The sequence below is a fragment of the Streptomyces sp. KR55 genome, from assembly GCF_052245645.1.
GTDB classification, from domain to species: domain Bacteria; phylum Actinomycetota; class Actinomycetes; order Streptomycetales; family Streptomycetaceae; genus Streptomyces; species Streptomyces flavusporus.
The window spans coordinates 1-12135 of record NZ_JBQQCE010000296.1 but is presented as its reverse complement, the minus strand read 5'-3'; the positions used below and the strand labels follow the sequence as shown (position 1 = coordinate 12135).

Genomic DNA, 12135 nt, shown 5'->3' with positions numbered 1-12135 from the left:
GGGCGTACGGCGCGGGCGAAGAGGGCGCGGACGGCGGCGCGCAGCTCGCGGACGGCGGTCAGGACCTCGGCGTCGGCGGTGTAGGCGGCGGCATCGGGGACGGTGTCGGGGTGCGCGCGCACCCACGTGGTGAGGCCGGCCGGGTCGGTGAGGTCGTCGGCGACGCCGCCGTGTCCGTCGTGCCGGACGGTCAGGGCGAGATCCAGGGTGATCCGGGCGTCCCTGCTGAGCGAGTCCTGCATGGCGCTAATGATACGTGCGCGCGCAACCATTAACGAACGGGAGTGAGCGAGGGTTCAGGGACGCGGGGGGCCGGGTCATTCCTCCGGCGGTGCCGGGGGTACCACGGCCACGGGGCTCGCCGCGTGCAGGAGTACGGCGTGCGTGACCGAGCCCATCATGCGGGTGGGCGCGAGCAGCCGGCGGCGGTGCCGGCCCACGACGACCAGCTCGGCGTCCTTCGAGTTGGCGACGAGGTGGCCGGCCGCGTCGCCCGGGACCACGTACGGTTCGGCCCGGACCTCGGGGTGGCGCCCGCGGTGCGGGGCGAGGAAGCCCTCCGCGAGGGCCCGCGTCTCGTTCTCCACGGCGTCCTGGTCGATGCCGGTCGGGACCAGCTCACCGACGGCTCCCGCCCACAGCTGTACCGGCCACGGGTAGGCGGCGATCACCTGGAGGCGGGCGTCGCGCAGGGCGGCCTCGGTGAAGGCGAAGGTGAGTGCGGCGTCGTCGGGGCCGTCCACGTTGAGGCCGACGACCACCCGGGGTCCCGGCTCCTGCGGCGGCGCGTCGTCGACCTCGCGGCCGGGCCGGGGCACCACGACGACCGGGCACTCGGCGTCGCGGGCGGCGGCCAGGCCGTTGGAGCCGAGCAGCAGCCGGGCGAAGCCGCCGCGGCCCCGGGAGCCGAGCACCATCAGCTGGGCTTCGGCGCCCAGCCCGGGCAGTACGGCACTGGGGGTACCTTCCGGACCGCGGTACTCCACGACCGGCCCGTCGGTGCGCCCGGCCAGGTGCGCACGGGCCCGGGCGAGCACCGGGTCGTCCTCCAGCTCCGGCAGCCGGGCGACCTCGACACCGGCGGGTACCCGTACGGCGTACTGCCGGACATGGACCACCCGCAGGGGTACCGCGCGTCTGCGGGCGGCGTCGAGGGCCCAGTCCAGGGCCCGCAGACTGTCGTCCGAACCGTCGAACGCCGCGATGACCGGCAGGGTGCTCATGGGGTCCTCACCTCCGGACGGCGACCCACCACCTCTTCCTGGGGCCAGCCTCGCTCAGGCGTGGGCCCCGGATGGGTTCACCGGATCGCGTGTCCGGAAAACACGGGCGGAACACCCCCGGTTCGGCCCGTCGACGTGGCTCCCCGGGTTCAGGTCAGGTCGAACTCGCCTTCCCGTGCCCCCGACACGAACGCACCCCACTCGGCGGGGGTGAAGATGAGGGAGGGGCTCTCCGGGCGGCCGCTGTTGCGCATGGCGATGAAACCCTCGACGAAAGCGATCTGGACATCCCCCAGGCCGCGGCTGCTGGACTGCCATTCGGCCTTGCTCAGGTCCAGTTCCGGCTTGTCCCAGCCCATGAGCGGCTTCTGCTGGGTGGTGGTCTCGGCCACGTCCGTGCTCCTCCCGACTCGTCGTCCGCGGCCAGCCTAGCGATCGGTTCCCATGGCCAACAGGCCACGTGAGGGGGACCTTTCAGGAGTGCGGGGGCGCGGATCCCACGAGCCACATGGAGAAGAACTGGGAGCCGCCGCCGTAGGCGTGCCCGAGCACCCTGCGGGCGCCGTCCACCTGGTGCTCGCCCGCCTGTCCGCGCACCTGGAGCGCGGCCTCGGCGAAGCGGATCATGCCGGAGGCACCGATCGGGTTGGTGGACAGCACGCCGCCCGACATGTTGACGGGCAGGTCCCCGTCGAGTTCGGTCACCCCGGACTCGGTGAGCTTCCAGCCCTCGCCCTCCGCGGCGAAGCCGAGGTTCTCCAGCCACATCGGCTCGTACCAGGAGAACGGCACGTACATCTCGACGGCGTCGATGTCCCGGCGCGGGTCGGCTATCCCGGCCTGCCGGTACACGTCGGCGGCGCAGTCCTGGCCGGCCCGCGGCGACACGAAGTCCTTGCCGGCGAACAGGGTCGGTTCGCTGCGCATCGCCCCGCCCAGCATCCAGGCGGGCGGCCGGGGCGCGCGGGCCGCGCCGGCACGGTCGGTCAGGACCATGGCGCAGGCGCCGTCCGAGGAGGGGCAGGTCTCGGAGTAGCGGATCGGGTCCCAGAGCATGGGCGAGGCCTGCACCTTCTCCAGGGTGATGTCGTGCTCGTGGAGGTGGGCGTAGGGGTTCTTCAGGGCGTTGCGCCGGTCCTTGAAGGCGACCAGCGAGCCGATGGTGTCGGGCGCACCGCTGCGCCGCATGTACGCACGCACATGGGGGGCGAAGAAGCCGCCCGCGCCGGCGAGCAGCGGCTGCTGGAAGGGGATCGGCAGGGACAGGCCCCACATGGCGTTGGACTCGGACTGCTTCTCGAAGGCGAGCGTGAGGACGGTGCCGTGCACGCGCGCCGCGACCAGGTTCGCCGCGACGAGTGCGGTGGACCCGCCGACCGATCCGGCCGTGTGGACGCGCAGCATCGGCTTGCCCACCGCACCGAGCGCGTCGGCGAGGTACAGCTCCGGCATCATGACGCCCTCGAAGAAGTCGGGCGCCTTGCCGATGACGACGGCGTCGATGTCGGCCCAGGTCAGCTCGGCGTCGGTCAGCGCACGTCGGGCGGCCTCGCGGACGAGGCCCGCGATCGACACGTCCCGGCGGGCGGCGACGTGCTTGGTCTGGCCGACCCCGACGACGGCCACGGGCTCCTTGCTCATCGTGGATCCCCTTCGAGTACGGCGACCAGGTTCTGTTGCAGACAGGGACCGGACGTGGCGTGGGCGAGTGCCCGGTCGGACACACCGCGGTGGATACGGGCGGCCGCCTCGCCGATGCGGATGAGCCCGGCGGCCATGATCGGGTTGGCGGCGAGTGGGCCGCCGGACGGGTTGACGCGCACCGAGTCGTCGAGCCGCAGCGCCTTGCGCAGGACGATCTCCTGCGCGGTGAACGGCGCGTGCAGCTCGGCCGTGTCGACCGGCCGGTCGAAGGCGCCTGCCCGCTCGGCGGCCAGGCGGGTGGAGGGCGAGTCGGTCAGGTCGCGCACACCGAGGCCGTGTGCCTCGATGCGGTGGTCGATGCCGCGGATCCAGGCGGGCCGTGCGCACAGGGCGCGGGCCCGCTCCCCGGCGGCGAGGATCACGGCGGCGGCGCCGTCGCCGACGGGCGGGCAGTCGCCGGTGCGCAGGGGCCGTACGAGGTAGTCCCCGTGCGGCACCGAACCCCTCAGCTGGGCATGGGGGTTGTCCCGACCGGCCTCGCGGCTGCGGGCGGCGACGGCCGCGAGCGCGGGTTCGTCGGTCTCGCCGGCGTCGATGAGGGCCTGGGCCTGGAGGGCGGCGAGGGCCACCGAGTCGGGCCACAGGGGCGCGACGTAGTACGGGTCGAGCTGGCGGGTGAGCACGTCGCGCACCGAGCCCGGTGAGGACTTGCCGTACGCGTACACGAGGGCGGTGTCCGCCTCGCCGGTGAGCAGTTTGGTCCACGCCTCGTACAGCGCCCAGGCCCCGTCCATCTCGACGTGCGACTCGGAGATCGGCGGCCAGGCGCCCACCCCGTCGAGGGCGAGCGTGAAGGAGAAGGCGCGGCCGGCCAGGTAGTCGCTGGAGCCGGAGCAGGTGAAGCCGATGTCGGCGGTCTGCAGGCCGGTGTGGTCGAGCACCTCGTGCAGGACCGGCATGAGCATCTCCACCTCGGAGAGCTCGTCGCTGGTGCGCCGGTGGTCGGTCTGCGCGAAGGCGACCACGGCGATCTCGCGCGTCACCGAGCCTCCCGCTGGTAGGGGCGTCGACTGCGGAGCGAGAGCCAAGCCCGCATAGCAACTCCTTCCAAAACTTCATATGTCCGGGCTGGTTTCAACCCGGCTGGTGCTGATCGCAGAAGACTCGATCGTTCGCTGAGCGACCGAGCGGCGTGAGCCAGGAATCCCCCTCGCTTACGAGGGGCAGGATTCAAAGCAGCTCCTTGTACGTCTCGTAGTCCGCGTCGGGTTCGCCGGTGGGCCGGTAGTGGTCGGGATAGCGACCTCCTGCCGTCCACACCGGCTCGACGCGCAGCCCCATCCGCACCTGGTTGTACGGGATGCCGCCGATACGGCCGTGCAGGGCGAGATCGGCGCCGTCGAGGGCGATGTGGGCGTAGACGTAAGGAACTTCGATGTCGAGGTTCTTCGCCTTGATGTTGACGATGCAGAAGGTGGTGACGGTGCCGCGCGGGCCGACCTCGACCTGTTCGGCGGTGGCGACACCGCAGGTGGGGCAGGCGCCGCGGGGCGGCACGTACACCTTGCGGCAGGCCGGGCAGCGTTCGCCGACGGTGCGGTGTCCGGACAGCGCGTCGATGTACGCGGACTGGGCGCGGCCGGGACTGTAGGTGTAGTCGAGGCGGGCGGGGGCGACGATGCCGGTGACGGCGTGGTCGAAGTGGCCGTCGTGGCCGGTGAGTCGGGGTGCTGCGCCGTTGTACGGCTCGAAGCAGGCGATGTCGGTGATGGCGCCGGTGCGTTCCCCGGCCCAGCGGATGCGGACGCGCATGCCGGTGCGGACGGTGTCGGGGCCGGGGGCGTCGAGGGCGTGCAGGAGGGCGGTGTCGGCGCCGTCGAGGCGGACCAGGGCCCAGGCGAAGGGGGTGTCGAGGGGCTGGCCGCGGCGCGGGGCGTGGTTCCAGGCCCAGGTGGTGACCGTGCCCGTCGGGGCGACCTCGACGAGGTCGCGCAGCTCCTCGGCGGTGACGGGGTCGTACTCGACGGGCGGGACGAGGGTGCGTCCGTCGGACGTGCGGACGCCGAGGACGACGCGTTCGCGCAGACCGGTCAGGAAGGCGCTCTGGACGGGGCCGAGGGAGCGGGTGAAGGGGAACTCGACGACGAGGGGGGCTTTGAGGACCTCGGGCATGCGGGTTGGCTCCTCGGGAGGCGTTGGGGGCTCAGGCACGGCGGTAGACGGGCGGGCGTTTCTCGGCGAAGGCGCGGGCGCCTTCCTTCGCATCCGCCGTGTCGAAGATCGGCCAGCCGCGGGCGAGTTCCGCGGCGAGGCCGTCCGCCTCGGTCATCTCGGCCGTCTCGTACACCGACGCCTTGACGGCCTCGACGGCGAGGGGCCCGCACGCGTTGATGCGTTCGGCGATCTCCAGGGCCTTGCCGAGTGCCGTGCCGTCGGGGACGACCTGCCCGATCAGGCCGATGTCCGCGGCCTCCCGGGCACTGTACGGGCGTCCGGTGAGCAGCATCTCCAGGGCGTGGGTGCGCGGGATCTGGCGTTGCAGCCGGACCGTGGAGCCACCGATCGGGAACAGCCCGCGCCGGACCTCGAACAGGCCGAAGGTCGCCGACTCGCCCGCGACCCGGATGTCGGTGCCCTGGAGGATCTCGGTGCCGCCCGCGACGCAGTGGCCCTCGACGGCCGCGATCACGGGTTTGCGGGGGCGGTGGTGCCGCAGCATCGCCTTCCAGTGCAGGTCGGGGTCGGCCTTGAGCCGGTCCCGGTACTGCTGCCCTGCCATGCCCTTCCCGGCCAGGGCCTTGAGGTCCATGCCCGCGCAGAACGCGCCGCCCGCTCCGGTCAGCACGATCGAGCGGATCGCCTCGTCCTCGTCGGCCTCGACCCAGCCGTCGTACAGGCCGACGAGCATCGGAAGCGAGAGCGCGTTCTTGGCGTCGGGCCGGTTGAGCGTGAGCACCAGTGTGGCGCCTTCGCGCTGCACGGTGAGGTGTTCGGTGCCACCCATGGGTGTCCTCCGTCCGCAGGAACGAGAACAGGTTGCAGGAGGCGGGGAAGCACTTCAAGGGTTTTCTGACAGACAGTCAGATTTCTGTGCGCGGACCCTTCACAGTTGTGCCGCCCTTTGCTCTGATGACCGGCAACCGAGGGGCAGCGAGGTCAGGAGGAGCGGTGGAGTACAACCTTGCCGACCTGTTCGAGTCGGTCGTGGACGTGGTGCCGGACCGCGAGGCGCTCGTGTACCTCGACCATCCCGGCACGGGTGCGGAGCGCCGTCTGACGTACGCCGCGCTGGACGCCGCCGCCAACCGCATCGGCCACCACCTGCTCGACAGTGGGATCCGCCCCGGCGAGCACCTCGGACTCCACCTGTACAACGGCGTCGAGTACCTCCAGACGGTGCTCGGCTGCCTCAAGGCACGGATCGTGCCGGTCAACGTCAACTACCGCTATGTGGAAGAGGAGTTGATCTACCTCTACCGGGACGCCGATCTGGTGGCCCTGGTCTTCGACGCGGAGTTCACGGACCGGGTGGCGGCGGCGTTGCCGCGGGCGGAGAAGCTGCGGCATCTGGTGCGGGTGGGAACCGGTGGCTCGCTGGGGGTGCCGTTCGCCGAGGCCGAGGCCGCCGGCTCACCGGAGCGCGGGTTCCCGGCACGCTCGGGCGACGACCAGTTCATCATCTACACCGGCGGTACGACCGGGATGCCCAAGGGTGTGATGTGGCGGCAGGAGGACCTGTTCTTCTCCGGGCTGGGCGGCGGAGCGCCGACCGGTGAGCCGGTGAAGAAGCCGGAGGAGCTGGCCGAGCGCGTCGCGGCGGGCGGTTCGGGCATCACCTTCTTCCCCGCTCCCCCGCTGATGCACGGCACGTCCACCCTGACCGCGTTCATCGGCTTCAACTTCGGGCAACGGGTCGTGCTGCACCGCAAGTTCGTGCCCGAGGAAGTGCTGCGGACCATCGAGCGGGAGAAGGTCACCAGCATGTCGCTGGTCGGCGACGCGATGCTGCGCCCGCTCATCGACGCGCTCGCCGGACCCATGAAGGGGACGGACTGTTCCTCGATGTTCAGCGTGTCGTCGTCCGGCGCGGTCATGTCGGAGACGGTCCGGCAGCAGTTCCTCACACTCGTCCCGCAGGTGATGCTGCTGAACAACTTCGGCTCCTCGGAGTCCGGCTTCAACGGCACGGCCACCGACGACTCCGGCCCCGAGCGCGGCTTCCGCATCCGCGTCAACTCCCGTACCCAGGTGGTCGATCCGGCTACGCACGAGCCGGTGGCCGTCGGCGAGGTGGGCCGGATCGCCCAGTGCGGCCATGTGCCGCTCGGCTACTACAACGACCCGGCGAAAACCGCCGAGACCTTCTTCGAGAAGGACGGCGAGCGATGGGTGCTCCTCGGCGACATGGCCACCGTCGACGAGGACGGCGTGGTGACCGTGCTGGGCCGTGGTTCGCAGTGCATCAACACCGGGGGCGAGAAGGTGTACCCGGAGGAGGTCGAGCAGGCCCTGAAGTCCCACCCGGACGTGTACGACGCGCTGGTGGCCGGCGTTCCGGACGCCCGGTGGGGCAGCCATGTGGCGGCGGTCGTCCAACTGCGCGAGGGCGCGCCGACACCCTCCCTGGAGGACATCCAGACCCACTGCCGGGACCAGCTGGCCGGGTACAAGATCCCGCGCCAGCTGGTGATCACGGAGTCCATCCGCCGCTCACCGAGCGGCAAGGCGGACTACCGGTGGGCACGCGAGGTGGCGGTGGCGGCGGACGACTAGGTCTCTCAGGCGCCGTCGAAGAAGGCGGCCGTGCGCCGGGCGAACCGGTCCGGGTCGTCGAGCCACGGGAAATGCCCCGCTCCCGGCTGGACGGTGAACTCGGCGTTCGGGAAGACATCGGCGGCGCGGCGCGCCAGCTCGGGGCGGGGGCCGCCGTCGAGTTCACCGGCGTACACGAGAACGGGGGCGGTCACGGCGGCGAGGGCGGCGCGGGTGGCGGGCGGGTCGTAGGCACCGTCGGAGCCGTACGTCTCCCCTGCCTCGTCGTCGGTCTGCTCCTCCTCGAGCGCGGCGTGCGCGGCGGCGGCGTCGTCCCACCGACCGTAGAAGAAGGGCAGGAACACCGGGTCGAAGTCGCCGTCGCCCGCCAGCCAGCGTTCGAACGCCGGGAAGGCCTCCTCGAACCACGGCTCGCCCTTCCGCAGCCGGGCCGCGGTCAGCCGGTCCTCGGCCGTCGCGGGCAGGCCCAGCGCCCACGGCGTCGCGGTGATCAGCGCCAGCCGTGCCACCCGCTCGGGATGACGGGCCGCGTACAGCATCGCCAGGCTGCCGCCGGCCGAGTGGCCGAGCAGGTCCATGCGCTCCAGCCCCAGGTGGAGCCGCAGCGCCTCCACGTCGCCCACCAGCCGGTCACAGCGGTACGTCGCCGGATCCGCCGGCACCGCGGAGTCCCCGGTGCCGCGCAGGTCGAGCAGGACCAGTCGGCGGTGCGCGGTGAGCCCGCCCAGGTCGCCGAGGTAGGCGGAGGCCCGCATGGGCCCGCCGGGCAGGACGACGAGCGGCTCGCCGTCACCGCGCAGGTGGTAGGCGAGCCGGGTGCCGTCGGGTGCGGTGAAGGCGGGCATGGCACCGATCATCGGGGCCTGGGACCGGTCGCCGCAACACTTCCGCTTTCGCCGCGACGCGCCGGGAAAGTGGGGCACGGCTCTTGCCTCTGCCGGAGCGGGCTGGATTACTGATCTCGAGCAGCTCGACCGAATGATCGGTCGCCCGGATTGATGCGGTTGGCAAGGGAGGGTTCCCGTGGCGGAGACGACGGACCTGCTGGACGCGGGGGAACGGCTCGACGCGGCAGGACTGCGGGCGCTGCAACTCGAACGGCTGCAGGCGCAACTGCGGCACGCGTACGCGAACGTGCCGTTCTACCGGGAGTCCTTCGACAAGGCGGGAGTCCACCCGGACGACTGCCGTTCCCTCGCCGACCTCGCCCGCTTCCAGTTCACCACCAAGGCGGACCTGCGCGAGCACTACCCGTACGGGATGTTCGCCGTGCCGCGGGAGCGCATCCGCCGTATCCACGCGTCCAGCGGCACGACCGGGCGCCCCACGATCGTCGGGTACACGGACGGCGATCTGTCGATGTGGGCCGACCTGGTGGCCCGCTCGATCCGGGCGGCGGGCGGCAGGCCGGGCGACACGGTGCATGTGGCGTACGGGTACGGGCTGTTCACCGGCGGTCTGGGCGCGCACTACGGTGCCGAGCGACTGGGTTGTACGGTGATCCCCGCATCGGGCGGCATGACGTCACGTCAGGTCCAGCTGATCCAGGATCTGAAGCCCCGGATCATCATGGTGACGCCGTCGTACATGCTCACGCTGCTGGACGAGTTCGAGCGGCAGGGCGTCGACCCGCGGGGCACGTCCCTGAGGGTGGGCGTCTTCGGCGCAGAGCCCTGGACGGAGCGCATGCGCCAGGAGATCGAGCAGCGGTTCGCGATCGACGCCGTCGACATATACGGCCTGTCGGAGGTGATCGGCCCGGGTGTCGCACAGGAGTGCGTGGAGACCAAGGACGGGCTGCACATCTGGGAGGACCACTTCTATCCGGAGGTCGTCGACCCGATCACCGGTGAGGTGCTGCCGGAGGGCGAGGAGGGGGAACTGGTGTTCACCTCGCTCACGAAGGAGGCGATGCCCGTCGTCCGGTACCGGACGCGCGATCTGACCCGGCTGCTGCCGGGCACGGCCCGGGTGTTCCGCAGGATGCGGAAGGTCACCGGACGCAGCGACGACATGGTGATCGTGCGCGGGGTGAACCTCTTCCCCACCCAGGTCGAGGAGATCGTCCTGCGCACACCGGGCGTGGCCCCGCACTTCCAGCTCCGCCTCACCCGCGAGAGCCGCCTCGACACCCTCACGGTGCGCGCAGAGGCCCGCCCGGACGCCACCCCCGAGGTACGGGACGCCGCCGCGCGGGCGATCGCGACGGCCGTGAAGGACGGCATCGGGGTGTCGGCCACGGTGGAGATCGTCGACCCGGAGTCACTGGAACGGTCCGTGGGAAAGATCAGACGCATCGTCGACCTGCGCCCGCGCTGAGCCTCAGCCGTCGGCGAGCCGGTCCCGAAGGTCCCGCTTGAGGATCTTCCCGCTGGCGTTGCGTGGCAGGGCGTCCACGAACACCACGCGCTTCGGCGCCTTGAAGGAGGTGAGCCGCTCGCGGGCGTGGGCGATGAGTTCGGCCTCGGTGACCTCGCCCCGGGGCACGACGACCGCGGTGACCGCCTCGATCCACTTCTCGTCGGGCAGGCCGACGACGGCCGCCTCGGCGACAGCCTCGTGGGTGTAGAGGGCGTCCTCGACCTGCCGTGAGGCGACCAGGACGCCACCGGAGTTGATGACGTCCTTCACCCGGTCGACGATGGTGAAGTAGCCGTCCTGGTCGCGTACCGCGAGGTCGCCGGAGTGGAACCAGCCGTCGCGGAAGGCCTCGGCGGTCTCGTCCGGCTTGTTCCAGTAGCCCTCGCACAACTGCGGGGAGCGGTAGACGACTTCGCCCGGTGTGCCGTCGGGCACGTCCTTGCCGTTCTCGTCGACCACCCGGGCGTCCACGAAGAGCACCGGCCGGCCGCAGGAGTCCATGCGGCCCTTGTGCTCGTCGGGGCCGAGGACGGTGGCGAGGGGGCCGATCTCGCTCTGGCCGAAGCAGTTGTAGAAGGCGAGCTTCGGGAGGCGTTCGCGCAGGCGTTCCAGGACGGGGACCGGCATGATCGAGGCGCCGTAGTACGCCTTGCGCAGATCCACACGGTGGGCGGGGCGAACACGCTGTCCACGCGCCCGGCCTCGATCAGGTCGAAGAGCCGGTCGCCGTCCGGCGCGTCGAGGATGATGTTCGTCGCGCCGACCGCCAGGTAGGGCAGCAGGAAGACATGCATCTGCGCCGAGTGGTACAGCGGCAGCGCGTGCACGGGCCGGTCGCCGGCGCTGAGGTCGAGGGCGGTGATCGCGCTGAGGTACTCGTGCACCAGGGCGCGGTGCGTCATCATCGCGCCCTTCGGCAGCGCTGTCGTACCGGAGGTGTACAGCAGCTGCGTCAGATCCTCGCTGCGCGGTTCCGGACCGTCGTACGGCGCCGCCGCGGGCAGCCGGCTCAGCAGCGAGTCGTCCGCGTCCCGCAGCGGCAGCACGCCCACGGTGTCCGGCAGTCGGCCTGCCAGGTCGGGGTCGGCGAGGACCAGGGAGCTCTCCGACTGGCCGACGATGTACGCCAGGTCGGCGCCGGTCAGGTTCTGGTTCACCGGCACGTGCACCAGGCCCGCGCGGGCGCAGGCGAGGAAGGCGATGAGGTAGGCGTCGGAGTTGTGGCCGTAGGCGCCGACCCGGTCGCCGGGGGTGAGTCCCTGGGCGAGGAGGACGCTCGCCGCCCGGGAGACGGCGTCGTCGAGCTCCTCGTAGGTCCAGCGGCGGTCGCGGAAGTCGACCGCGACGCGTGCCGGGGTGCGGTGGGCGCTGCGCCGCAGCACCCCGTCGACCGTGCTGCCGTGTCCGGGCGTCATGGCACCCGATCCTCGATCCGCCGAGGGGTGAGGTCAAGTAACCGGCCGGAGGTGCGGCCCGCCGGTCACACGGGGCGGGTGCGGCCCTCCCAGTACGGCTCCCGCAGCCGCCGTTTGTACAGCTTGCCGTTGGGGTCGCGGGGCATCTCGGCGATGAAGTCGACGCTCTTGGGCCGTTTGTAGCCGGCGAGGTGTGCGGCGCAGTGGTCGAGCAGGGTGGCGGCGAGGTCGGGGCCGGGCTCGTGGCCGGGGGCGGGTTCGACGACGGCTTTGACCTCCTCGCCCCAGTCGTCGTGCGGGATGCCGAAGGCGGCGGCGTCGGCGACGGCGGGGTGGGCGAGCAGGGCTGACTCGATCTCGGCGGGGTAGATGTTGACGCCGCCCGAGATGATGAGGTCGATCTTGCGGTCGCGCAGGAAGAGGTAGCCGTCCTCGTCGAGCACGCCGAGGTCGCCGACGGTGAAGAATTCTCCGATGCGGTTCTTCCGCGTCTTCGCCTCGTCCTTGTGGTAGCTGAAGCCGCCCGTGGTCATCTTCATGTAGACGGTGCCGAGTTCGCCGGGCGGCAGCCGGTTGCCGTCATCGTCGAAGATCGCGAGTTCACTGATGGGCCAGGCCTTGCCGACGGTGCCGGGTTTCTTCAGCCAGTCCTCGGTCGTGGCGAAGGCGCCGCCGCCCTCGCTGGCCGCGTAGTACTCCTCCACGCAGTCGCCCCACCC

General features: G+C 71.6%; 12 protein-coding genes and 1 pseudogene. 3 read left to right on the top strand and 10 right to left on the bottom strand.

Annotated elements, in window-relative coordinates; genetic code table 11:
- From ACTWQJ_RS33795 to ACTWQJ_RS33765, 7 genes are all read right to left on the bottom strand, one after another.
- A partial coding sequence (locus ACTWQJ_RS33795) for an ABATE domain-containing protein (protein ID WP_443310307.1) occupies positions 1 to 242 on the bottom strand: 242 nt, incomplete at its 3' end.
- A gap of 75 nt (positions 243 to 317) precedes the next feature.
- A complete protein-coding gene (locus ACTWQJ_RS33790; protein WP_443310306.1) occupies positions 318 to 1223 on the bottom strand; it encodes a universal stress protein in 906 nt (301 codons plus the stop codon).
- A gap of 149 nt (positions 1224 to 1372) precedes the next feature.
- On the bottom strand, positions 1373 to 1615 hold the full coding sequence (locus tag ACTWQJ_RS33785) for a DUF397 domain-containing protein (RefSeq protein ID WP_224738918.1): 243 nt from the start codon (positions 1613 to 1615) through the stop codon (positions 1373 to 1375).
- An 82-nt stretch (positions 1616 to 1697) separates the two neighbouring features.
- Positions 1698 to 2864 (bottom strand): thiolase domain-containing protein, encoded by a 1167-nt coding sequence (locus ACTWQJ_RS33780; protein ID WP_443310305.1) that lies wholly within the window; start codon positions 2862 to 2864, stop codon positions 1698 to 1700.
- Complete coding sequence (locus ACTWQJ_RS33775; protein WP_443310304.1) at positions 2861 to 3910, bottom strand: thiolase domain-containing protein; 1050 nt, start codon at positions 3908 to 3910, stop codon at positions 2861 to 2863. The genes ACTWQJ_RS33780 and ACTWQJ_RS33775 overlap by 4 nt, the downstream gene beginning before the upstream one ends.
- A 187-nt stretch (positions 3911 to 4097) precedes the next feature.
- Positions 4098 to 5039, bottom strand: coding sequence for a Zn-ribbon domain-containing OB-fold protein (locus tag ACTWQJ_RS33770; RefSeq protein ID WP_443310303.1), 942 nt, complete (start codon positions 5037 to 5039; stop codon positions 4098 to 4100).
- Positions 5040 to 5070: 31 nt separating this feature from the next.
- Positions 5071 to 5871, bottom strand: a complete 801-nt coding sequence (locus ACTWQJ_RS33765) for a crotonase/enoyl-CoA hydratase family protein (RefSeq protein ID WP_443310302.1) — start codon at positions 5869 to 5871, stop codon at positions 5071 to 5073.
- A 164-nt stretch (positions 5872 to 6035) separates the two neighbouring features.
- Here ACTWQJ_RS33765 and ACTWQJ_RS33760 point away from each other — a divergent pair, with 164 nt between their 5' ends.
- Entirely contained in the window at positions 6036 to 7640 is a 1605-nt protein-coding gene (locus ACTWQJ_RS33760; protein WP_443310301.1) for an acyl-CoA synthetase, read from the top strand.
- A 5-nt stretch (positions 7641 to 7645) separates the two neighbouring features.
- On the opposite strand, the gene ACTWQJ_RS33755 is transcribed toward ACTWQJ_RS33760, so the two are convergent.
- Positions 7646 to 8485: an alpha/beta fold hydrolase gene (locus ACTWQJ_RS33755; protein ID WP_443310300.1), complete on the bottom strand. Its 840-nt coding sequence runs from the start codon at positions 8483 to 8485 to the stop codon at positions 7646 to 7648.
- Between ACTWQJ_RS33755 and ACTWQJ_RS33750 the strand changes: the two genes are divergently transcribed.
- Together ACTWQJ_RS33750 and paaK are read left to right on the top strand one after the other, a co-directional pair.
- Positions 8484 to 8639, top strand: coding sequence for a hypothetical protein (locus tag ACTWQJ_RS33750; protein WP_443310299.1), 156 nt, complete (start codon positions 8484 to 8486; stop codon positions 8637 to 8639). The genes ACTWQJ_RS33755 and ACTWQJ_RS33750 overlap by 2 nt on opposite strands.
- A gap of 24 nt (positions 8640 to 8663) precedes the next feature.
- Entirely contained in the window at positions 8664 to 9959 is a 1296-nt protein-coding gene (paaK, locus tag ACTWQJ_RS33745; RefSeq protein ID WP_443310298.1) for a phenylacetate--CoA ligase PaaK, read from the top strand.
- Positions 9960 to 9962: 3 nt separating this feature from the next.
- Here the strand turns inward: paaK and ACTWQJ_RS33740 are convergent.
- Positions 9963 to 11416: pseudogene (locus ACTWQJ_RS33740) on the bottom strand (acyl-CoA synthetase).
- A gap of 65 nt (positions 11417 to 11481) precedes the next feature.
- Positions 11482 to 12135 (bottom strand): AMP-binding enzyme (locus ACTWQJ_RS33735; protein WP_443310297.1); only part of this gene is annotated, 654 nt, incomplete at its 5' end.

Excerpts from the sequence above, each read along its gene's own strand:
- ACTWQJ_RS33790 (WP_443310306.1), bottom strand. The coding sequence starts at position 1,223 with ATGAGCACCCTGCCGGTCATCGCGGCGTTCGACGGTTCGGACGACAGT.
- ACTWQJ_RS33780 (WP_443310305.1), bottom strand. The coding sequence starts at position 2,864 with ATGAGCAAGGAGCCCGTGGCCGTCGTCGGGGTCGGCCAGACCAAGCAC.
- ACTWQJ_RS33770 (WP_443310303.1), bottom strand. The coding sequence starts at position 5,039 with ATGCCCGAGGTCCTCAAAGCCCCCCTCGTCGTCGAGTTCCCCTTCACC.
- ACTWQJ_RS33765 (WP_443310302.1), bottom strand. The coding sequence starts at position 5,871 with ATGGGTGGCACCGAACACCTCACCGTGCAGCGCGAAGGCGCCACACTG.
- ACTWQJ_RS33750 (WP_443310299.1), top strand. The coding sequence starts at position 8,484 with ATGGCACCGATCATCGGGGCCTGGGACCGGTCGCCGCAACACTTCCGC.
- ACTWQJ_RS33755 (WP_443310300.1), bottom strand. The coding sequence starts at position 8,485 with ATGCCCGCCTTCACCGCACCCGACGGCACCCGGCTCGCCTACCACCTG.